Origin of the sequence: Pseudomonas sp. IPO3778 (assembly GCF_013386825.1) — a bacterium.
GTDB lineage: Bacteria > Pseudomonadota > Gammaproteobacteria > Pseudomonadales > Pseudomonadaceae > Aquipseudomonas.
Genome location: NZ_JACARC010000016.1, coordinates 23,272 through 44,732, shown reverse-complemented (window position 1 = coordinate 44,732; position 21,461 = coordinate 23,272). Strand labels below are relative to the sequence as shown.

Here is a 21,461-nt window from a genome sequence, read left to right as displayed (position 1 = left end):
CCCTGGACCTCCTGCGGGCCTTTGCGCCCGCCGGGGCTGTTATATCGAGGTATAAGTCCGGGTAATTAAATTGCACACAATTGAATTGCCTACTATCTTTCGGTTCTTCCTATCTCTTTCGAGGCATTGCCATGAGCGACAACCTGCTGAGCATCCCTTGCACCACCATCAAGGGTGAGCAAAAGACCTTGGCCGATTTCGCCGGCAAGGCGATTCTCGTGGTCAACACCGCCAGCAAATGCGGGTTCACCCCGCAATACAAGGGGCTGGAGGAGCTTTGGCAGCACTACAAGGACCAGGGCCTGGTGGTGCTGGGCTTTCCCTGCAACCAGTTCGGCAAACAGGAACCGGGCAATGAAGGGGCCATCTCCGAATTTTGCGAGCTGAACTTCGGTGTGAGCTTCCCGTTGTTCAAGAAGATCGACGTCAACGGCAGCGAGGCCCATCCGTTGTTTGTGCAGCTTAAAAAACAGGCCCCGGGTTTGCTGGGTTCCAAGGGCATCAAGTGGAACTTCACCAAGTTCCTGATCGGCCGTGACGGCAAGATGGTCAAGCGTTTTGCTCCGACCACCAAGCCCCAGGACCTGACCCAAGAGATTGAAGCCCTGCTCAAATGACCGACCTGTCCCTGGCCCTCGACGACCAACTGTGCTTCAAGCTCTACGCCGCCTCTCGCGCGGTGACCCGGGCCTACAAGCCAATGCTCGATCAGTTGGGCCTGACGTACCCGCAATACCTGGTGATGCTGGTGTTGTGGGAGTGGCAGGATGCAGCCTTGCCACAGCCCACGGTCAAGGCCTTGGGCGAGCGGTTGTTGCTGGATTCCGGCACGCTGACGCCGTTGCTCAAGCGCCTGGAGCAACTCGCCCTGGTCAGGCGTCAGCGCAGTGCACTGGATGAGCGTGAAATGCACCTGAGCCTGACGGCCGGGGGCCAGCAGTTGCGTGCCCGGGTGCTACCGCTGAAGGCGCGGCTGTTGTGTGACAGCGGGGTTGATCTGAACCAGGCCGATGCCTTGCGTGACGGCCTGGATCAGCTGTTGCGGCAAATCAAAGACTTGTCGTAGTCGGCACCCACAGGTCGAGCAGGGTCTTGAGCTCTTCACGGCGAAACGGCTTGGCCAGGTAATCATTCATGCCTGCCGCCCGGCAGCGCTCGCGCTCCTCCGACATGGCATTGGCAGTCAAGGCGACAATCGGCAGTTCCGGCCAGCGCCCGCTGCGACGGATCTGCCGGCTGGCTTCATAGCCATCCATCACCGGCATGTTGCAGTCCATCAACACCATGTCGAAGCTCTGTTCTTCCAGCCGCTTGAGGGCTTCACCACCGTGGGCGGCGACGATCACCTCGCACCCGAGCTTGCCGAGCATGCCCTTGGCCACCAACTGATTGACCGGATTGTCTTCCACCAGCAGGATGCGCGCCCGGTGAGCGAGTGGGCCGGTTTCCAGTTGAGTCAGGTCGAGGACCACGTCTGGATCGGTGCGCAAGTTGCGTTGCAGAATCTGATACAGCGCCGTGCGGCTCAGGGGCCGGGCCTGTTGCTGCAGGGGTGCCAGGGCCGCGACTTCTTCGCTGGGCATGAAGTTGCCGTAGGCGGTCACCACCAGGATCGGTGCGGTGATCCCCGGGCGCAGGCGAAACAGGCATTCGGGGCAGTCGGTGATCAGCAGGTCAGGGTTCTGCCCGCTCAAGTCATCGTCGATGGAGTAGCAGCGCGGCGCCAGGCTCCAACTCGGCAACAGGCTGGTGAGCAGTTCCGCCAGGCCACTGCTGGTGCTGGTGATCGCAATCACGTCCCCGGCCAACGGCGCCAGGCGCACAGCCGGCAGATGCGTGGGCAGTGGCAGGTCTGCGCAGAACTGGCTGCCAAAGCCTGCCTCGGAGCTGATGCTCAGACGTCCCTTCATGGCTTCGCACAGGTTGTGGGTCAGCGCCAGGCCCAGGCCGGTCCCGCCAAACTGGCGGGTGATGCCCGCACCCGCTTGGGTGAACGGCTGGAAAATCTTGACCTGAGCGTCCTGGGCGATGCCGATACCGGTATCACACACCTCGATCCTGACCCTGCCGGCCTGCGCGCTGAGGCGCACGTCCACCCGGCCAAAACGGGTGAACTTGAGGGCGTTGGACAGCAAATTGCTGACAATCTGCCGTACCCGTGTCGGGTCGCCCAGTACCTGGGCGGGAAACAGCGGGTCGATCAGGCACGTCAACTCGACACTGGGGGCGGCGTTTTGCGAGAGCAGGTTGGCGGTGTCTTCCACCAGCGAGCCGAGGTCGAACGGGATGCTTTCCAGCTCCAACTGACCGGCGTCGAACTTGGACAGGTCGAGGATATCGTTGAGCAGCTCTACCAGCACTTTGCCCGAGTCATGGGCGATCGACAGCTGCTGGCGCTGCTCGGCATTCAGCGGGCTGTCGAGGGAGAGGGCGATCATCCCCAGCAATCCGTTGAGGGGGGTACGGATTTCGTGGCTCATGTTGGCCAGGAAGGCGGCCCGTGCCTGAGCCATGCCCAAGGCCGTCATCTTCGCCGCTTCCAGTTCGTCGTTCGACAGGGTCAGGCGCTGGTTGATGGCCTTGAGTTCGGTGGTACGCGCGGAAACGATGTCTTCCAGTTGCCCGAGGTATTCCGTCAGGCGATTTTCGGCGTGCCGGCGTTGCTGGATTTCGGTCTCCATGTTTTCAAACTGCTGGTTCGCCACGTTGACCAGCACGCCGATCTCGTCGTGTTCGTGTCCCGGCGGGCAGTCCAGGCGCTCATGCTTGCGGGAGCTCAGCTCGCGAATAATGCCCACCAGCGGCTTGGTCAGCATCACGTAGAACAGCGCCAACAGGATCCCGATGAGGATCAGGCTGCGGGCGAAACCGTTGAGCAAGGTGATTTCGGCGCGGCGCAGGAAACGGCTGCCGAACGCGTAGGGGTCAACCTCCAGGCGCAGTACGCCGAGGGCGTCATTGGGCATGTGGGCGAGGAACAGCCGGTCTTCGAATTGGCGGTTGGCGCCAAACAGAAAGTCGCTGATGGGGCGGTAGGGGCTTTCCTTGCGGGGGCGATTGACGTCGGCCAGCACCAAACCGTTGTTGTCGACCAATTGTGCGCGGGTAATGGCAGGGGAGTGCAGCAGGCCCAGGGTCAGTTCCTGAGCCAGCTCGGCGTCGATGTTATAGGCGATGCGCGAAGCCGGGTTATGACTGATTTCAATCAGCGCGCGTATTTCACGGTTGATGGAAGCGTCTTCGCTGGCATAATCAATCCCGATCTGAATCAGGCTGAGCAAGGTTCCCAAGACGAATCCGACCAGCACTGTCAGTCTGGCTTGTTTATAAGACAAGCGGTGGGCGAACTTGATATCCATCGGGTGCGGTACCACTTTACGTTTCCTTTCGCCCGGCAAGCATAGCTGAACATCCACAGGCTCAAACTTGCCCGGCATGAATCGATTTTATTCGGTGCAGCCCTGTGTGGTCTGCCTCAGGGTTGCCAATACGCCATCTTTTACAAGAACTTGCCAGAGGAATAGTCGTGGATTCTCGATTGAATGCTTTTCTGGAGCGTGCCGACGCGGTACTTGCCCGCCTGGAACCCTTGTTGCCTGCCCCGCGCGAAGCCGTTGACTGGAACCATTGCCTGGCTGCCCGCTGGCAGCGCGAAGGCCGCAGCGGCTTTTTGTTGCCTCTGGAAGTCAGCCTGGACATGCGCCTGTCTGACTTGATCGGCGTGGATAAACAGCGTGAGCAACTGGCCCGCAATACCCAGCAGTTTCTCGATGGCCTGCCGGCCAACCATGCGTTGCTGTGGGGCTCGCGCGGTACCGGCAAGTCGTCCATGGTGCGCGCCTTGCTGGCCCAGCATGCCAAGGCCGGGTTGCGCCTGATCGAGATCGAGCGCGATCACCTGGCGGACTTGCCGCGGGTGGTCGAACAGCTGATCAAATTGCCACAGCGCTTTGTGCTGTTCTGCGATGACCTGTCCTTCGAAGCCGGCGAAAGCGATTACCGCGTGCTCAAGAGCGTGCTCGACGGCTCCCTGGAGCAGGCACCGGAAAACGTCTTGCTGTATGCCACCTCCAACCGTCGCCACCTGGTGCCCGAGAACCAGAGCGATAACGAGAACTGGAAGACAGTGGACGGCGAGCTGCATCCCAACGAAGCGGTGGAGGACAAGATCGCCCTGTCTGACCGTTTCGGCCTGTGGCTGTCGTTTTACCCATTCAATCAGGAGCACTTCCTGGATGTGGTGGAACACTGGATCGGAGAGTTGGCGAGCAAGGCCGGTTTGCAGTGGCAGCGTGACGAAGCGCTGGACATCCTGGCCGTGCGCTGGGCCACCGGGCGTGGCAATCGCAACGGCCGTTGTGCCTATCAGTTCGCCCGCTATTGGGTGGGCCTCAAATTGCTGGAGCGTCAGCCATGATCGATTTGCAAGAGGCCGGAACCGGCCTTGATGGTTACGCCATGCTCCATGCACAACTGGAATCGTTGCTGGCAGATGAGCGGGACTTTATTGCCAATGCTGCGCAGTTTTCCGCATTCCTGTTCAATCAGCTGGACGACTTGAACTGGGCGGGCTTCTACCTCAACCGCGATGAGGAGCTGGTGCTCGGGCCCTTTCAGGGGCAGATCGCCTGTGTGCGCATCCCCTTTGGTCGTGGTGTGTGCGGCGCGGCAGCGGCCTCGCGGCAAACCCAGCGGGTGGAGGACGTGCACGCCTTCCCGGGGCATATCGCCTGTGACAGCGCGTCGAACAGCGAGCTGGTCGTCCCGCTGGTCAAGGAAGGACGATTGATTGGTGTGCTGGACCTGGACAGTCCATCGCTGTCGCGGTTTACCCCGCAGGATCAGGCCGGCATTGAGCAGTTGGCGGCGATTTTCCTGCGGTTGACCGATTGCTGATGGGGTGACCCTGTGTAGGCGCGAGCTTGCTCGCGAAGCAGCCAGGGATAACGCGGGGCATCGGATGCCCCGCGTTATCGTTGACGATGTTCGCGTTCAAGCCCGCTCCCACAGACTATTGGCGGTCCACAGCGTCCAGTTGCATCTGCAGCATCCTCTCCAGCTCAAGCATGGATTTCTCCATGGCCTTGATGCCCGCTTCGATAACGTGTCGATTCTCGCCCTGGCCGCAGGCCTGTTCGAGGTTTTCGCATTGCCCGGCCAAATTATCTGCCTGGATGATCCGTGAGGCGCCCTTGATCTTGTGTGCCTGCTCGATCAGGTCTTGGGGGGCAGCCTGTCGAGCCAGCAGGGCCATCAGCTCGACTCGATCATGCCTGCTGCTGCTGAGCAACTCTTCAAGCAAGCGCCGGCTCAACGCTTGATCGCCGCCCGTCATCGCGTCCAGGCTTTGAAGGGTGAACACGTTATGGGTCGGCAGGGGATCGACCTGTGCCAGGTGCTGCTCCAGCGCCGTGAGGCTGATGGGTTTGAACAGGCACTCATTCATGCCTGCATCGAAGCAGCGCTGTTTCTCCTCTGGTTGGGCGTTGGCCGTGAAACCGAGTATCACACAGGGTGTTTTTTGCTCGCGTTGTTCGTACTCGCGAATGGAACGGCTCAACTCGTAGCCATTCATGATGGGCATATTGCAGTCGGCAATCACCAGGTCGAAATGCTCCTGGCGCCAGGCTTGAAAGCCTGCTGCGCCGTGTTGCGCAGCGGTGAACTGATGGCCCAGGAAGCCCAATTGCTGACACATGAGCAGGCGGTTTGCCGGATGGTCGTCCACCACCAGTACATTGAGAACCGGTGCTGGCGTGGTCGCGGCAGGCTCCTGCCTGTCGACGGCCTTGACCGGCTGCAGGCTGCTCATCTTCAGGCTGACGTGGACCTGGGTACCCACCATGGGGACGCTGCTGAGGCTCAATTGCCCGCCCATCATTGCGCACAGGCTGCGACAAATCACCAGGCCGAGGCCGGCACCGCTCCTGGCCAGGTGCCCGGAGTTGTCGGCTTGGGCAAACGGTTCGAACAGGCGCAACTGGTCTTCGCGATTGATCCCGATGCCGGTGTCTTCCACGACCAGCTTCATCTCTATCTGTTGAGGTTGCCCGGTGGCCTTCAGTTGCACCTTGATCTTCACCTGCCCGCGTTCGGTGAACTTGATCGCATTGCTCACCAGGTTCGAAAGCACCTGCTTGAATCGCAACGGGTCGATCAGTACGTCGGTGTCGTCGACGTCGGGGGTGAACTCCAGCACCAGGCTCAGGGTTTTCTGGCGCGCCAGGCCATCGAATACGCGCACCACCGACTCGATCACCTCGCGCAGGTTGACCCGCTCCGGAGCGAGGCTTAGCCGGCCGGATTCGATGCGTGCGATATCCAGAATGTCACCGATCAGTTCCAGCAGGTCCTTGGCGGAATTGTAGGCCACCTCGATGGCCGGGCGATCCAGGTGCCCCTGGTCGGCACGCTTGAGGGTCAACTCCAGCATGCCGATCACGGCGTTCATGGGGGTGCGGATTTCGTGGCTCATGGTGGCCAGAAAGGTACTTTTCGCGCGGTTCGCTTCGTCGGCGCGCTCCTTGGCCGCGCGAAGCTCATCGAACAGCTGGCGCCGTTCGCTGATATCGATCCAGCCGCCAATGATGCCCTGGACCTCGCCCATGGAATCACGGTACGGAAGAATCCAGTGGTAGATCGTGAGTTTTTTACCTTGAACATGCAGGGTGCGATCAAGGATCAGCGGCTTGCCTTCGGCAACGACCTGTTGATAGTCGGCATGGTACTGAACCGCCTCCGTTTCCAGGGCCATGCTCATCTGGGTGATGCTCTTGCCGATGACGTCTTCGCGCTTGACGCCGAACGTCTGCAGGTAGCTGTCGTTGCAGGTCTGCAGGAAGCCGTTGTGGTCACGCACATAGATCGGATGCGGTGTTTCATTGACCAGTGCGCGCATGAATTCGAACTGGTCGTTGAGGGCGCGCTCGGCCAGTTTTCGGTGCTTGATCTGGCGCTGCAGGTAGCCGTTCCAGGTCAGGGAAATCAACAACAGCAGCCCGGTGCCGATGATGATCTGGGCAATCAGGCGGTGATAGTTGCGCCAGTAGCCATCGGAGGCCGCGTTGTAGCCGCGCCAGCGGCTGTTGATTGCCGTCAGCTCGTCCGGCGCGATGCTGAGCAACGCCTTGTCGAGGATCGAACTCAGTTCGGTGGCGTGACGGGACGTCGCCAGGGCAAACGTTGCCGGCAAGGTGCCGATGCTGGAACTGATCTGCAGTTTGTCCTGGAAAACCGGTGACGACAGGAAGTAGTTGGCGATCACCAACGGGTTCACCGCGCCGTCCACCTGGCCCTGCGCCAAGAGTTCGGATGCCTTGAAGGTATCACCGGTTTCCACCAGGTTGATCTGGGCGAACTCCTGGCGCAGGAACTTTTCCAGCGGATTGCCCTGGGTGATCGCCAGGCGCTTGCCGGCCATCTGTTGAAGGCTTGCGGGCGCACCCGTCTCTTTGCGGGTCAGCAGTACGTAGGAGTTTTCCAGGTAGGGCCGGCTGAAGTTCAGCAGGGACTCGCGCCCCGTGCTGGGGGTGATTGCGCCGATGATGTCGGCGGCGCCGGAATGAACCAGATCAATCATGCTGGCGACGTCACGCACATGTTCAATCTCGAAGCGCAGGCCGGTTCGCAGCCGGATCAGCTCAAGCAGGTCGGCAGTGACGCCCCGGAAGTTGCCGTCGGTATCAAAGAATGTAAGAGGGGCAAAGGTTTCGTTGACGACGACCTTCACCACCGGATTTTCCTTGAGCCAGCGCTCTTCGCGCAGGGTCAGTTGCAGCTTGCGGTCGGTCAGCAGGATATCGCTGCCTGCGCTCCAGCGTTTGGCGATGCTGTCGCGTTCATAGGTCGATACGCCATCGAGCACTGAATCGACGATGCTCAGGAGAATGGGTTGATCCTTGCGCAAGGCGAAGCTGAATCCATGGGCCTCGTGCTTGCCGAAGTTGGCCATGCGGATATTTCTCAGGTAACCCTTGTTGATCATGTAATGAGTGGAAATGGTGTCGCCCAGGAATACATCGGCCTGGTCGAATGCCACCGCATTCAATGCATTTTGATAGGACGGGTAGGCGTGGATGGTTGCTTTTGGATACAGCGCTTGCACCTCTTCCATGGGCAGGTAGTGGTAGACAAGGCTCAGGCGCAGGCCCGCCAGACCGTCACCCAGGTTGCGGTGTTCGCCTTCGCGGGTGACCAGTACCGGCTGATCCACCGCGTAGGGCAATGACAGGGCGATAGTGGAACTTCTGGCCTCGAAACCGTTGGCGGACCCAAGAAAGTCGATCTCGCCGTTTTCCAGTGCCTGGATCGCGGCTTCCCGGGTGGCGTAGCGCAATACCTTCAGCGGGATTGCCAGGGTCCTGGCCACCAGGCCGGCGTAGTCGGCGGTCAACCCTTCATAGTCACGCCCGCTGGAAGTGATGTCGAAGGGCGGATAGTCTGGCCCGGAGGTACCCAGTATCAATTCGCGCTTGTTTTGCAGCCACTGGCGCTGTGTCTTGTTCAGTGGGGTGTCCAGTTGAACGGCACCGGCACGCCCCAGCAGTGCGTATTGCTCGGGGACCGCTTGTTCGGCAGGCACGGAAGTGCTGAGGCACACCCCGATACTCAATATGATTAGATAGTCCTTTATACGCCTGGGCATCCGGTTTCTCACACTAGCGCGTTACGTTTTGCCATCTCGATAAGTTCTACCAAGGATTTGGCTTTTAGTTTTTGCATGAGCCTTTTTTTGTAGGTGCTTACCGTTTTGTTGCTGAGAAACATGCCCTTGGCTATTTCCTTGTTTGTCCGGCCTTGGGCGAAGAGTTGTAAGACCATGAGTTCGCGGTCATTGACTACTTTGAAAAGCTCAAGCTCTTCATTGCAATCTGTTTCATTGTTATTGCCATTAAGGGCCTGGCTCGGGAAGTAGTTGTAACCTGACAAGACCGCCCTGATGGCGCTGAGCAACTCGCTCAAGTCACCTTCCTTGCAGACATAACCGTCCGCACCGGAGCGCATGCACCGTGTGGCAAAGAGCTTGGGTGTCTGAGCGGTCAGGATCAATGTCTTGGTCGGTGTACTCATGGCGTTGAACCGGCACAGCACTTCCAGTCCGTCGAGTTTCGGAATGCCGATATCAAGAATGATCAGGTCCGGCTGGCACTCCTTGACCATTTGTATCGCATCACAACCGTTATCCGCCTCTCCAACTACTTTATAGCCTTCGTGTTCTAACAACATTCGAATGGCAAGTCGGATAACGGGGTGGTCGTCGATAATAAAAACTGAGTTCATGATCAAATCCCATACAAGCGCAAATAAAGTCGGCACATTAGCTCACATGGCAATGAAGGAGGATGAACCTAACGTGGAACAATCGTAAAACAAGAATATTCCTACAATAAAAAAAGCAAGGGATTACGCTTTGCTGGGTCTTTATTATTCAGGTGTAAGGAATCTGCGCGGAAAGAAATTGAATGTAAGTGGCAGCGGCAGAGCGGTTTTACAATAAGGCGTTTTCGTCGTGGTCGGGTGTTTAACGTCCTACTTTTCGGTTGGCCCAAGGAGCGGGAATTGGCGTACAAGTTCGCTCAGTTCAAGGTGGTTCAACGGCTTCGACAAGTAACCCAGCAAAGGAAAGTTATTGCGCAATGCCTGCGCCTTGAGGTTATCCAATTCGTTCACGGGCAGGCTGCTGAGTAATATCGCGCTTCTTGTAAAGCCACGGCGGCTGGCGATTTCGATCAACTCCAGCCCGGGCAGGTCTGGCAAGCATTGGTCACAGAGCAGAATATCGAATGGCGTTTCGGTTTGTGTCATCAGCCGCATTGCCTGTTCGGCATTTTCAGCGAGGGCCAGGTCGTGGTAGCCATAGTTTCGCAGCAAGCACTGGGTCGCCAGTAACTGAAAGGGGTGATCCTCCACCAACAGGATACGAAGTTGTTCGAACATGGGAGTTTCCATGAGAAGGACATGGGCCCTGAAGACGCTCCGCCAGGGCGTGTAGCAAGAAGTTAATGGCCCCGCCAGCTATCGGGTACAGGCGTGGGATGAAGGCTGCGGTCAGAGCGCGCGATTATTCATCGCGGCGGGGAAGGACTTCGATCAGGCCGCTCTGTTCCGTTCGTAGGGCGATTCTTTTTGAAAAGTAGCCCTGGCCATACGCCAGGGCCAGGGTTTATTGCGGGCTGGAGCGCCCGGTCATTTCGCGGGCCATTTCACTGGCGTAGCTGTCGGTCATGCCGGCGATGAAATCGATCATGCGCAGGAAGGAGGTGTGCAATGGCCACGCCGGGTCCGGCGCGCTATTGCCCAGCAGGTCAAGGATGCGCCGGTTCTTGAACGACGGGGTACGCCCGCCATGTTGTTCCAGGGCGGCGCCGCAGAACGCGTTCAAGAGGATTTCCAGGGTCGTGTAGGCGCCGATTTCATGCAGGGTCTTGCGCTTGTCCTGGAAGATCTTCTTGCGGGCCATGTCCTTGGCATCCAGTACGCAGCGCTTGGCGGGGCCGTGCATATGTTCGACAAGGTCTCCCGGCAGGGTACCGGCCAGCAATGCGTCGTGCTGTTCAACGAATGCCCGTGCCGCGGCGTTGGTCAGGTGCTCGATGGCCTTGCCCCGCAGGATCGCCAGCTTGCGTCGCCGGGAATCCAGGGGCCCGAGTTGCCGATAGGTTTGCGGCAAGTCGTCGCCCACCAGGTCCAGCAGCAATGACTCCACCTCGGCGTATTCCAGCAGCTCCATTTCCAGGCCATCTTCGAGATCGATCAGCGCGTAGCAGATATCGTCGGCGGCCTCCATCAAGTACACCAGCGGGTGGCGGGCCCAGCGCTGTTCTTCCAGTTGCGGCAAGCCGAGCTTCTGGGCGATCTGTTCGAGAATCGGCAATTCGCTCTGGTAGCAGCCGAACTTGTGTTTCTTGTAGCCCTGGGAGTCGGCGTGGCGGGCGGTCCAAGGGTACTTCAGGTACGTGCCCAAGGTGGCGTAGGTCAGCCGGGTGCCCCCATCAAACTGGTGGTATTCGAGCTGGGTGAGTACCCGGAACCCCTGGGCATTGCCTTCGAAATTGAGGAAATCATTGCGCTCGGCGTTGCTCATGTCATCCAGCCAGCCACGCCCCGAAGCCTGTTGGAACCAATGCCGGATCGCGTCTTCACCGGAATGTCCGAAAGGCGGGTTGCCGATGTCATGGGCCAGGCAGGCCGATTGCACCACCATGCCCAGGTCACTCGGGTCGCACCAGTCGGGCAGGGCGCTGCGGATCGTCTCGCCCACGCGCATGCCCAGGGACCGCCCGACGCAACTGACCTCCAGGGAGTGGGTCAGCCGGGTGTGGATGTGGTCGTTGCTGGACACCGGGTGCACTTGGGTCTTGCGGCCCAGGCGGCGAAACGCACCGGAAAAAATGATGCGGTCGTGGTCTTTGTGAAACGGGCTGCGGCCCAGTTCTTCCGGGCTGTGCAGGGGTTTTCCAAGGCGTTCGCGGGTAAGCAGGGTGGGCCAATCCAAGGCGGGTACTCTCCGTGCGGTGAATGACACCCCCCAGCTTCCCGGTTCAGCCAGGCCTTCGCAAGCGAAAAACTACAGGCCGGCGGCGTCGATATCGATTAACAGCAGGCGCTGACCATTATCAAAGAATTGTCCGGCCGTCAGGCAGTATTGGTTGGTCGTGGCATCGCGATAGGTCGACGACAGGGTCAGCCGCCGCTCCTCCCAACCCTCGGCCAGCAGGTGGTAAAAGTACGGGCGCCATGACCAGTTGTGGCCCAGGTAGCGGCTGTCGGCTTGCCAGGCGCCCTGGTGCCATTCGAAATTGGGTGTCAGTTGCGTGCCGTGCCGATCACACTGGTAAAAACGCAGCAGCCAGGGAAACGCCGGCAATTGCGGCAGTTGGCTCAGGGGCGCCTGGGCCTGCGCCCAGGTTTGCAGGATCTGCATCAGCTCGGCCAGTTGTTGGCGCAGCAGCATGATCCGGCCACGCTCGGCCAGCTTCTGTTGCACATAGCCGGTGCGCAGTTGGGCGAAGCGCGGCACGAACGCGTCAGTGTCGAACCAGTCCAGTTGGGCCTGGGCAAACAGGTAGCCCTGGACATAACGCGAACCGCATTCCAGGGCGAAATTCAGCTGTGTTTCGGTTTCCACGCCTTCGGCAATGATCCAGCAGCCGGTTTTTTCCGCCATTTGCGCCAGCGCCCGCACCACTTCTCCGCTGGGGCCGCCCCGGGCTGCGGCCTGGAACAGGCGCATGTCCAGCTTGAGGATGTCCGGTTGCAGGGCCAATACCCGGTCCAGCTGGGAATAGCCGGCGCCAAAGTCATCAATGGCAATCCGCGCCCCGGCCTCGCGGTAGCGCTCCACCACTTCGGCCAGGCGCAGGATATCGCCCCCCAGTTCCGTGATCTCGAACACGATGCGGCGCGGATCGACGTGATGCACCTGTAATTGTTTCAGGCTCGGCAATGCCTGGCCCGGGCGCAGGCGGGTGATCCAGCGTGGCGAGATGTTCAGGCTGAGGAACCAGTCTTCCGGGGCTTCGTGCAGGCGGCTCAGGGCGTTGTCGCGGATCTGCCGGTCCAGGCGGCGCAGGGCCGGAGAGGGCGTGCGCGGGTCGGCAAACAACGGACCCACCGAGCGCAGTTGCCCATCCGCCTGGCGCAGTCGGCCCAAGGCTTCCACGCCGGCGATGCGGCCGGTGGCGGTGTCGATAAATGGCTGGAAGCAGGCGAGCGGTTGCCCGTCGATCACAGGGCCTCCTTAAAAGACCGGAAATGAAAAAGGCCCGGCCCTCGATGGAGAGGGCCGGGCCTGATCTGTTTGCAAGAATGCAGCCAGCGCGGCTCAACTTTTGCGCGAAGCACCCTGCATGGCCAATTTGATCAGCGGGATCAGGCCGGCGCCAAGCCGCACCAGGCGGGTCATGGTGCCGATTCCGCCGCCCTTGGCGCCTTTTCCGGTAAGAAAGCCCAGCAGTGTCACCACGCCTACGCCCCACAGCGGCGCGTGCTTGATGCCAAAACCGTCCTGCCAGCTCTGGCCCATGTTGCGGACCTTTTGCAGCGGCAGCATCAGTTGCTGGGACTCGTGACGAATTTCCTGGCGATGCATTTCCATGCGCAGGCGAATCAACGCCTTGCGCATCTCCCGCCGGGACGTGTTGTGCGGCAATTCAGTCAGGCTCATGGCAGCAGGCGCTCCCGGTCATTGGCCAGCTCTTCGAGGGTGGCGTGGAACGGGGTGGACTCATCGAACACCGCCGCCTTCAGGCGCAACCCGCAGAACCCTGCGGCCAGTATGTAGAACACGCACAGGCTAATGATCCCGGTCAGGCGATAGGTGTCCCACACCAGAATCATCACCAGCGCCGACAAGCCCACCAGCAACAGCAGGGCAAACACCAGCGCCAGGCCGGCGAACAGCAACAGGCTCACGGTGCGGGATTTCTGCTCCTGCAACTCGATGCCGAACAGCTCGACGTGGCTGTGCAGCAAACCCAGGACAGCCGCGCCCAGGCGCCGCGAAGAAGAACTTGGGCCCGTGGACGAGCCGGATTCGCCGATAGACATGATTAGCGCCTTGTAGCCAGCAGGCCGATCAAAAAGCCCACACCGGCCGCGATGCCGACGGACTGCCAGGGGTTGGCCTGTACATAGTCTTCGGTGGCGGTGACGGCCGCCTGGCCGCGTTCGCGCAGAGAGTCTTCGGTCAGTTGCAGGGTCTCACGGGCCTTGAGCAGGCTCTCGTGAATCTTGCTGCGCAGTTCGTCCGCCTGGTCACCGGCGAGGATCGCGGTGTCGTCCAGCAGCTTCTCGGTATCGCTGACCAGAGTTTGAAAATCCGCCATCAATATTTCTTGAGCAGTCTTTGCCGTTTTTCTGGCCATGGTTATCTCCGTGAGTGGCTGGTCTGTTTACTTTTCGTTTCGAGTCACCGGCATCGGTGAAGGTTCACTGCAATTGTCTGGTACAGCTTTTGCTTTGCCTTGGTGCGCGGGCCTCGGGCCTTGCGCTGAATCCGGGCGGTTGTGGCTCAAAGCCTGAAAAACCTTACCCTAAATAACTAAAACTCGCGGAAAAACCCGGTCGGACGCTGCCTTTATCAATGATCGCTGCGCTAAAGCGGTTCACGGCCTCAAAAGAGGGTCGGCACCGTCGGTGCCAATTTAGTGCGCGTCACAAAGGTTATGAACTGCTTTGGTGCTTTTTCCTGCATGTGCAGGCCTGCCATTCTCCATGGAAAATTTGCAAAGCGCGGTGGACACCCTCGTCCACAGTTCCAACACGCTGTTTATTCTGATTGGCGCCGTCATGGTCCTGGCCATGCACGCCGGCTTTGCCTTCCTCGAAGTTGGCACCGTGCGCCAGAAGAACCAGGTCAACGCCCTGTCGAAAATCCTCAGTGATTTCGCCATCTCCACACTGGCCTATTTCTTTATAGGCTATTGGATCTCCTACGGCGTGACCTTCATGCAACCGGCGGCGGTGATCAGCGCCGACCACGGCTATGGCCTGGTGAAATTCTTCTTCCTGCTGACCTTCGCTGCGGCGATCCCGGCGATCATTTCCGGGGGTATTGCCGAGCGTGCACGTTTTGTTCCGCAACTGTGTGCCACTGCGTTGATCGTGGCGTTCATCTACCCGTTTTTCGAAGGCATGGTGTGGAACGGCAACTACGGCCTGCAAGCCTGGTTGCTGGCTACCTTCGGCGCCAGCTTCCATGACTTTGCCGGCAGCGTGGTGGTGCACGCCATGGGCGGCTGGCTGGCGCTGGCGGCGGTGTTGTTGCTGGGGCCACGGCAAGGGCGTTATCGGGAAGGGCGCCTGGTGGCGTTCGCGCCGTCGAGCATCCCGTTTCTCGCGTTGGGCTCGTGGATTCTGATCGTCGGCTGGTTCGGCTTCAACGTGATGAGTGCGCAAACCTTGTCCGGGGTCAGCGGGCTGGTGGCGGTCAATTCGTTGATGGCCATGGTCGGCGGCACGGTCGCGGCGTTGGTGATCGGGCGCAACGACCCTGGTTTCTTGCACAACGGCCCGTTGGCCGGCTTGGTGGCGATCTGTGCCGGTTCCGACCTGATGCACCCGGTAGGCGCGCTGGTGACGGGCGTGGTAGCGGGCGGCTTGTTTGTCTGGTGCTTCATCGCCGCCCAGGACCGCTGGAAGATCGACGACGTGTTGGGTGTGTGGCCACTGCACGGTCTGTGTGGTGTGTGGGGCGGGATCGCCTGCGGGATATTCGGCCAGACCGCCCTGGGCGGTTTGGGTGGCGTCAGTTTGATCAGCCAATTGATCGGCACTGCGTTGGGTGTGGGGGTGGCGCTGGCCGGCGGGTTCCTGGTGTATGGGGTGATCAAGCGCGTCTACGGCCTGCGCTTGAGTCAGGAAGAAGAGTATTACGGCGCGGATTTGTCGATCCACAAGATCGGGGCGGTCAGCCAGGACTGAGGGGTCATGGTCACAAACGCGTGGCGGATCTAGAATGGACGCCCATTCCTTTCGGATTGATGTGCAATGCTTCCTGAATGTCAGTTGTTCGGCACCTTGGGCTGCCATCTTTGCGAGTTTGCCGAAGCCGAAATAATGCCGTTGGTCGAACACGGCCTGCTGGTGGAGCTGGTGGATATCGCCGATTCCGAAGCCTTGTTCGAAGCCTACGGCCTGCGGATTCCGGTGCTGCGCCGGGTGGACACGGGCGCCGAGCTGGAGTGGCCGTTTGATGAAACCCAAGTGGTGGCCTTCCTCCTCTAGCACTCGGCGATGGCGAGTTCCCGATTATTCGGTTACTGTATGTTTGTACAGCGATTGAATGAGAGGGAACGCCCGTGGTGAATGTTGAACAACTGAAAAGCAGCGTCAATCGCATGTCCGCCGACGTCGTGCGCGACGCGGTGAACGAGCTGCGCCTCGATGGCCTGGTCACGGAAGGCAAGACGCCGTTTAACAAAGTGCATTTCAATACCTGCTTTGCCGAGATCGAGGCGCTGTTCCAGCGTGCCGGTTATCACAAGCAGCTGGATGTGGTGGGCTATCAGGGCTTGCTGTACGCGCTTTACGATCCGGGCCGCTGGGAAGCGGTGGATGTGCTGCGCTGGCTCAAGGAATTCACAGAGGCGGCCAGTGCGTCGCCGGTGTTGCGCGCGGAACTGGCCAAGGCTTGAATCTGTGCTGGGCCTGATCCGGTTGCATGCGGGATAATGCCCGCCTGTATGTCCACGCGTTGAGCCCAACCATGTCTGTTTTTTCCGCTGCCCAGCATCAAGCCAGCACCTTGTACCTGCCGCCGGGTGCCTGGGCCACCGTGCTGGATTGCCTGTGCGAGCACTTCCGGGCCATCAGCCGTGAGCAATGGCTGGACCGCATCGCCCGGGGCCGGGTGCTGGACATCAACGGGGCACCCATCCACCAGGACCTCGCCTACCGCGAAGGCCTGTGCATCTATTATTTCCGCGAAGTGCCGAACGAGAAAGTGATCCCGGTTCAGGAGACCATCCTGTACGCCGATGAACACTTGGTGGTGGCCGACAAGCCGCATTTTCTGCCGGTAACGCCCGCCGGTGAGTACGTCGAACAAACCCTGTTGCGGCGCTTGATTCGCCGCCTGGACAACCCGGCCCTGGTGCCGCTGCATCGCATTGATCGGCATACCGCGGGGCTGGTGTTGTTTTCGGCCAATCCCCAGACGCGTACGGCGTATCAACAGCTGTTTCCCACGCGCAAGATCGACAAGTTCTATGAGGCCATTGCCCCGGCATTGCCCGGGCTGACGTTTCCGTTGGTGCATAAAAGCCGGCTGGTGGATGGCGAGCCGTTCTTTCGCATGCAGGAAGGCGAGGGGGCGAGTAATACCGAGACGGCGGTCGAGGTGCGGGAAAAACAGGGCGACTTGTGGCGCTATGGCCTGTTTCCGGTGACCGGCAAGAAGCACCAGTTGCGGGTGCACATGACGGCGCTGGGGGCGAGTATCTGCAATGACCCGTTCTACCCTGACGTCATCAAGGATGCCGAGGACGACTACGCCAATCCGCTCAAGCTGCTGGCCCAGGGCGTGCGTTTTATCGACCCGGTGACCGGCCAGGAGCGCAGTTTCCGCAGCGAGATCCGCTTGGACTGGTAAACCCCAGGAACGAAAAAGCCCGCATCAAGCGGGCTTTTTCGTATCCGGCGTTAAGACTTACAGGTCTTTAACGGTGCGAACCTGATCCTTGTTGATCTGGGTGCGCTTGCCATCCAGCTGTTCAAATTCGTAGAAGCCGGTGGACTTGTCGAATTTAGGAGTGTCGACGGCCTGGATTTCGCGACCGTCATTCAGGGTGATCACTGTAGGCGAGGCGCAACCGGCAAGGGTAGCGAGGCCCAGTGCAAGCATGAGAGCGGCGATGGTCCGTTGAGTCATGAGTTTGTCTCCGAGAGAATGCTTTTTTGAGTACTGACCTTGTGACGTGTACAACGCCGGCAAAGTTCCTTGTTCGACGTTCATTCTGACACGCTGGGCGTTCCGTGCAACAACTCCGGTGTGTTGAAGTTGGCCAGGCGCGGGTCGTCGGCGGGGCAATCCAGGGCCTTGGCACCCAGCGCCTGCATGATCTGGCGCGGGCTGCGTTCGCCGGCTTCCCAGGCCTGTTCGAAGGCCTCGCGCAGCTGCGTGGGGATCACACAGAGCAGGGGCTCCCAGAATTTGCCATGGCGCACCATCACCGGCAGCAACGGGTGCTGCTGCGCGGTGTTGCGCAGGTCGGCGAGTAATTGCGCATCGACTTGTGGCACATCGCACGGCAATACCAGCAGATGCTCATGCCGCGCCGCCGCCAATCCTGCGCGGATCCCGGCCAGGGGGCCGGGAAAGTCGGGGCTCTCGTCGCCGATCAGTTGATCGGCATAGGTCAAATACTGCGCCTGGTTGCGATTGCAGGAGATGATCAGGTCGTCGGTCAACGGTCGCACCAGGCGATGCAGGTGCGCGATCAACGGCTGCCCGTGCCAGTCGAGCAGGCCTTTGTCGAGGCCGCCCATACGCTGGCCGCGGCCGCCGGCCAGCAGCAGCACGGAGCAAGGCAGAGAAGAAGAATGGCTGGGCATGACGGCTCCTGCGGGCAGTGAAATGGGGGGCTGTGATATAACATCGGGCTGTTCCTTCGACAACCGGACCGAGCCATGAAAGCCAAGGCTGATGCGCCCTTTGTACCCCTGAATATCGCTGTATTGACGGTCAGTGACACCCGCACCCTGGAAACCGACACCTCGGGCCAGGTCTTCGTCGACCGCCTGACCGCCGCCGGCCACCTGCTGGCCGAGCGGGTGTTGCTTAAAGATGATCTGTACAAAATCCGTGCGCAAGTGGCGCACTGGATCGCCGAAGACGTGGTGCAGGTGGTGTTGATCACCGGCGGCACCGGCTTCACCGGCCGTGACAGCACCCCGGAAGCCGTGAGCTGCCTGCTGGACAAGCAGGTGGATGGTTTCGGCGAGCTGTTCCGGCAAATCTCCGTGGCTGACATCGGCACCTCTACCGTGCAATCCCGTGCCCTGGCCGGCCTGGCCAATGGCACTCTGGTGTGCTGTCTGCCGGGTTCCACCAATGCGGTGCGCACCGGTTGGGACGGGATTCTCGCCGAGCAACTGGATAACCGGCACCGCCCGTGCAACTTCGTCCCCCATCTGAAGCAGGCCGAGCCCTGTGAATCCCGTGGATAAGCCGGGCAAGACCGGCGCGTTGATGCCGGTGGAAGACGCCCTCGAACAACTGCTGGCGATGGCCGAGGCGGCGCCGATTCGCGAGCTGGAAACCTTACCGTTGGCCGAGTGTGACGGGCGGGTGCTGGGGCAGGCGCTGGTGTCGACCCTGGACTTGCCGCCCTGGCCCAACAGCGCCATGGACGGTTACGCCCTGCGCCTGGCGGACTGGGCCGGCGAGCCGCTGGTGGTCAGCCAGCGGATTTTCGCCGGTACGGCACCGGAGCCGTTGGCCGCCGGCACCTGTGCGCGGATCTTCACCGGTGCCCCGGTGCCGGAAGGCGCGGACTGCGTGGAAATGCAGGAAAACGCCGTGGTTCATGCCGATCAGCGGGTGAGCTTTACCGAGTCGCTGCAGGTGGATCAAAACATCCGTCCCCAAGGCCAGGAAACCACCGTGGGCGAATTGGTGCTGCCCGCGGGTACACGCCTGGGCCCGATCGAACTGGGGCTGGCCGCATCCTTGGGCCGTGATCGCCTGGAGGTGATCCGTCGCGCCCGTGTGGCCGTGCTGTCCACCGGCGACGAGTTGATCGAGCCGGGCCTGCCGCTGGGCCCCGGGCAGATTTACAACAGCAATCGCCGGGTGCTGTGCAGCTGGCTGGAGCGCCTGGGCTGCGAAGTGGTGGACGCGGGGATCCTGCCGGATGACCTGGAACACACCCGTGAGCGCCTGGGTGCGCTGGGTTCGGTTGACCTGATTCTGTCCACTGGCGGTGTGTCGGTGGGTGAGGCGGACTTCCTCGGGATTGCACTGCGGGAAGAGGGCGAGCTGGCACTGTGGAAGCTGGCGATCAAGCCGGGCAAGCCGCTGACGTTCGGGCATTTCCGTGGCGTGCCGGTGATTGGTTTGCCGGGCAACCCGGCGTCGACGCTGGTGACCTTCGCCTTGCTGGCGCGGCCTTACCTGTTGCGCCGCCAGGGCGTGCAGGACGTGCAGCCATTGCGCATTGAAGTGCCGGTAGGGTTTGTGTGGGCCAAGCCGGGGAATCGTCGCGAGTACTTGCGCGGTCGGCTGGAGCAGGGCAGGGCGATCATCTACCGCAACCAGAGTTCGGGTGTGCTGCGCAGTGCGGCATGGGCCGAGGGCTTGGTGGAAGTGCTGGAAGGGACGACGCTGGAGATCGGTGATCGGGTCAACTTCATTCCGTTGAGTGAAGTCTTGAACTGATCTCTCCACTGTAGGAGTGAGCTTGCTCGCGAAAAACCAGAGAACACCGCGAGCATCCAGAATGCCCGCGTTATCGTTGGCGATTTTCGCGAGCAAGCTCGCTCCTACAGAAGGCCAGATGATTAAGGCAAATCACGACTCGCGTAAAACGCACTCAACACCTTCACCAGGTGCGCCAGGTCGTGGCTGCCGCACAGTTCGCGAATCGAGTGCATGGCAAACGTCGGCAAGCCGATATCCACGGTGCGCACACCCAGGTGGCTGGCGGTGATCGGGCCGATGGTGGAGCCGCAACCCATGTCGCTGCGCACCACAAAGCTTTGTACCGGTACTTCTTCGGCCATGCACAGATGGCGGAAGAACCCGGCGGTTTCGCTGTTGGTGGCGTAGCGCTGGTTGCTGTTGACCTTGATCACCGGGCCGGCATTGAGTTTAGGGCCGTGGTTGGCGTCGTGCTTCTCGGCGTAGTTGGGATGCACGCCGTGGGCGTTGTCGGCCGACACCAGCAGCGACTTCTGGATGGTGCGTACGAATTCATCACCTTCGGGCAGCAGGCGACGCAGGGTCTGCTCCAGCATCGGGCCGTCGGCACCGCAGGCGGAGCACGAGCCGACTTCTTCGTGGTCGTTGCACACCAGCACGCAGGTTTCGTCGGTTTCGGCGGTGAGCAAGGCTTGCAGGCCGGCGTAGCACGACAGCAGGTTGTCGAGGCGGGCACCGGCGATAAAGTCGCCATTGAGGCCAATCACTGCGGCGCTCTGGGTGTCGTAGAAGCTCAGTTCATAGTCGAGCACCACATCGGCGTTCAGGCCGTGTTCACGGGCCAACTGCTCGGTGAGCACTGCGCGGAAGTCCACACGCTCGTCACCGGCAAACTGCGCCAGGATCGGCGGCAGTTCGGTCTGGGCATTGATCGCCCAACCCTGGTTGGCTTCACGGTTCAGGTGAATGGCCAGGTTGGGGATGATCGCGATGGGCAGCTTGAAGTCGATCAACTGGCTTTCGACCTTGCCGTCACGGCGGAAAGTCACGCGGCCAGCCAGGGACAGGTCGCGGTCGAACCACGGTGCCAGCAGCGCACCGCCGTACACTTCCACACCCAGTTGCCAGAAGCCCTGGCGTTGCAGTTCAGGCTGTGGCTTGACCCGCAGGCATGGGCTGTCGGTGTGGGCGCCCACCAGGCGAATGCCGCCTTGCAGGGGCGAGTGACGGCCGAGCTTGAAGGCGATGATCGAGGAGTCGTTGCGGGTCACGTAATAGCGCCCGTTGGCCTCGGTGGTCCAGGTCTCGCGCTCGTCAAGACGCTGGAAACCGGCCGCTTCCAGGCGCTGTGCGAGGGCGGCAGTGGCATGAAACGGGGTAGGGGAGGCCTTGAGGAAGTCGATCAGGCCTTGGTTCAACTCTTCGCGCATAAGTAGCTCCAGACAGCAATGGCGCGAGTTTACCGTATTGGCTCAGAATTTGGAGGGAAGCTGCTTTCTTGATACGGGCACAAAACCCATGTGGGAGCTGGCTTGCCTGCGATAGCGGTCTGCCAGTCACCAATATGGGGCTGACACACCGTTATCGCAGGCAAGCCAGC

General features: G+C 60.6%; 22 protein-coding genes. 10 read left to right on the top strand and 12 right to left on the bottom strand.

Annotation, left to right across the window (positions count from 1 at the left end):
* The first annotated feature begins 131 nt into the window (after positions 1-131).
* Both HX855_RS06415 and HX855_RS06410 read left to right on the top strand, forming a co-directional pair.
* Positions 132-617, top strand: a complete 486-nt coding sequence (locus HX855_RS06415) for a glutathione peroxidase (protein ID WP_177089190.1) — start codon at positions 132-134, stop codon at positions 615-617.
* On the top strand, positions 614-1,066 hold the full coding sequence (locus tag HX855_RS06410) for a MarR family winged helix-turn-helix transcriptional regulator (protein ID WP_177089189.1): 453 nt from the start codon (positions 614-616) through the stop codon (positions 1,064-1,066). The genes HX855_RS06415 and HX855_RS06410 overlap by 4 nt, the downstream gene beginning before the upstream one ends.
* Here the strand turns inward: HX855_RS06410 and HX855_RS06405 are convergent.
* The gene (locus HX855_RS06405; RefSeq protein ID WP_177089188.1) at positions 1,050-3,359 is read right to left on the bottom strand and encodes a response regulator; all 2,310 of its coding nucleotides are present in this window, start codon (positions 3,357-3,359) and stop codon (positions 1,050-1,052) included. The genes HX855_RS06410 and HX855_RS06405 overlap by 17 nt on opposite strands.
* A gap of 167 nt (positions 3,360-3,526) precedes the next feature.
* On the opposite strand from HX855_RS06405, the gene HX855_RS06400 reads away from it, so the two are divergent.
* Both HX855_RS06400 and HX855_RS06395 read left to right on the top strand, forming a co-directional pair.
* Entirely contained in the window at positions 3,527-4,417 is an 891-nt protein-coding gene (locus tag HX855_RS06400; protein ID WP_177089187.1) for an ATP-binding protein, read from the top strand.
* A complete protein-coding gene (locus HX855_RS06395; protein ID WP_177089186.1) occupies positions 4,414-4,896 on the top strand; it encodes a GAF domain-containing protein in 483 nt (160 codons plus the stop codon). Before HX855_RS06400 ends, HX855_RS06395 begins: the two co-directional genes overlap by 4 nt.
* 115 nt (positions 4,897-5,011) lie before the next feature.
* Here HX855_RS06395 and HX855_RS06390 read toward each other — a convergent pair whose 3' ends face one another.
* The 8 genes from HX855_RS06390 to HX855_RS06355 all read right to left on the bottom strand — a co-directional run bounded on the left by HX855_RS06390 (position 5,012) and on the right by HX855_RS06355 (position 13,865).
* Complete coding sequence (locus HX855_RS06390) at positions 5,012-8,644, bottom strand: transporter substrate-binding domain-containing protein (protein ID WP_177089185.1); 3,633 nt, start codon at positions 8,642-8,644, stop codon at positions 5,012-5,014.
* A gap of 8 nt (positions 8,645-8,652) precedes the next feature.
* Positions 8,653-9,279 (bottom strand): response regulator transcription factor, encoded by a 627-nt coding sequence (locus HX855_RS06385; protein WP_177089184.1) that lies wholly within the window; start codon positions 9,277-9,279, stop codon positions 8,653-8,655.
* 249 nt (positions 9,280-9,528) lie between these two features.
* A complete protein-coding gene (locus HX855_RS06380; RefSeq protein WP_177089183.1) occupies positions 9,529-9,936 on the bottom strand; it encodes a response regulator in 408 nt (135 codons plus the stop codon).
* A 226-nt stretch (positions 9,937-10,162) separates the two neighbouring features.
* On the bottom strand, positions 10,163-11,494 hold the full coding sequence (locus HX855_RS06375) for a deoxyguanosinetriphosphate triphosphohydrolase (protein WP_177089182.1): 1,332 nt from the start codon (positions 11,492-11,494) through the stop codon (positions 10,163-10,165).
* A gap of 72 nt (positions 11,495-11,566) precedes the next feature.
* Entirely contained in the window at positions 11,567-12,730 is a 1,164-nt protein-coding gene (locus HX855_RS06370) for an EAL domain-containing protein (RefSeq protein ID WP_177089181.1), read from the bottom strand.
* Positions 12,731-12,823: 93 nt separating this feature from the next.
* Positions 12,824-13,165, bottom strand: coding sequence for a hypothetical protein (locus tag HX855_RS06365; protein ID WP_088426394.1), 342 nt, complete (start codon positions 13,163-13,165; stop codon positions 12,824-12,826).
* Positions 13,162-13,548: a phage holin family protein gene (locus tag HX855_RS06360; protein WP_177089180.1), complete on the bottom strand. Its 387-nt coding sequence runs from the start codon at positions 13,546-13,548 to the stop codon at positions 13,162-13,164. Before HX855_RS06360 ends, HX855_RS06365 begins: the two co-directional genes overlap by 4 nt.
* Before the next feature lie 2 nt (positions 13,549-13,550).
* On the bottom strand, positions 13,551-13,865 hold the full coding sequence (locus tag HX855_RS06355) for a YqjD family protein (RefSeq protein ID WP_003209080.1): 315 nt from the start codon (positions 13,863-13,865) through the stop codon (positions 13,551-13,553).
* A 349-nt stretch (positions 13,866-14,214) separates the two neighbouring features.
* Here HX855_RS06355 and HX855_RS06350 point away from each other — a divergent pair, with 349 nt between their 5' ends.
* The 4 genes from HX855_RS06350 (at position 14,215) to HX855_RS06335 (ending at position 17,092) form a co-directional block, all read left to right on the top strand.
* Complete coding sequence (locus tag HX855_RS06350; protein WP_177089179.1) at positions 14,215-15,423, top strand: ammonium transporter; 1,209 nt, start codon at positions 14,215-14,217, stop codon at positions 15,421-15,423.
* 66 nt (positions 15,424-15,489) lie between these two features.
* A complete protein-coding gene (locus HX855_RS06345) occupies positions 15,490-15,726 on the top strand; it encodes a glutaredoxin family protein (protein WP_177089178.1) in 237 nt (78 codons plus the stop codon).
* A 74-nt stretch (positions 15,727-15,800) separates the two neighbouring features.
* Positions 15,801-16,136, top strand: a complete 336-nt coding sequence (locus HX855_RS06340) for a hypothetical protein (protein ID WP_003209087.1) — start codon at positions 15,801-15,803, stop codon at positions 16,134-16,136.
* A gap of 71 nt (positions 16,137-16,207) precedes the next feature.
* Positions 16,208-17,092, top strand: coding sequence for a pseudouridine synthase (locus tag HX855_RS06335; RefSeq protein WP_177089177.1), 885 nt, complete (start codon positions 16,208-16,210; stop codon positions 17,090-17,092).
* Positions 17,093-17,149: 57 nt separating this feature from the next.
* On the opposite strand, the gene HX855_RS06330 is transcribed toward HX855_RS06335, so the two are convergent.
* Both HX855_RS06330 and mobA read right to left on the bottom strand, forming a co-directional pair.
* On the bottom strand, positions 17,150-17,371 hold the full coding sequence (locus HX855_RS06330; RefSeq protein ID WP_003209090.1) for a YgdI/YgdR family lipoprotein: 222 nt from the start codon (positions 17,369-17,371) through the stop codon (positions 17,150-17,152).
* 80 nt (positions 17,372-17,451) lie between these two features.
* Positions 17,452-18,054 carry a molybdenum cofactor guanylyltransferase MobA gene (gene mobA, locus HX855_RS06325; protein ID WP_177089176.1) on the bottom strand — a complete coding sequence of 201 codons (603 nt, stop codon included), beginning with the start codon at positions 18,052-18,054 and terminating at the stop codon, positions 17,452-17,454.
* A 75-nt stretch (positions 18,055-18,129) separates the two neighbouring features.
* Between mobA and moaB the strand changes: the two genes are divergently transcribed.
* Together moaB and glp are read left to right on the top strand one after the other, a co-directional pair.
* Positions 18,130-18,669: a molybdenum cofactor biosynthesis protein B gene (gene moaB, locus HX855_RS06320; protein WP_003209092.1), complete on the top strand. Its 540-nt coding sequence runs from the start codon at positions 18,130-18,132 to the stop codon at positions 18,667-18,669.
* The gene (gene glp / locus HX855_RS06315; RefSeq protein ID WP_177089175.1) at positions 18,653-19,879 is read left to right on the top strand and encodes a gephyrin-like molybdotransferase Glp; all 1,227 of its coding nucleotides are present in this window, start codon (positions 18,653-18,655) and stop codon (positions 19,877-19,879) included. The genes moaB and glp overlap by 17 nt, the downstream gene beginning before the upstream one ends.
* Before the next feature lie 122 nt (positions 19,880-20,001).
* Here glp and HX855_RS06310 read toward each other — a convergent pair whose 3' ends face one another.
* Positions 20,002-21,291, bottom strand: coding sequence for a M18 family aminopeptidase (locus HX855_RS06310; RefSeq protein WP_003209095.1), 1,290 nt, complete (start codon positions 21,289-21,291; stop codon positions 20,002-20,004).
* Positions 21,292-21,461 lie beyond the last annotated feature (170 nt).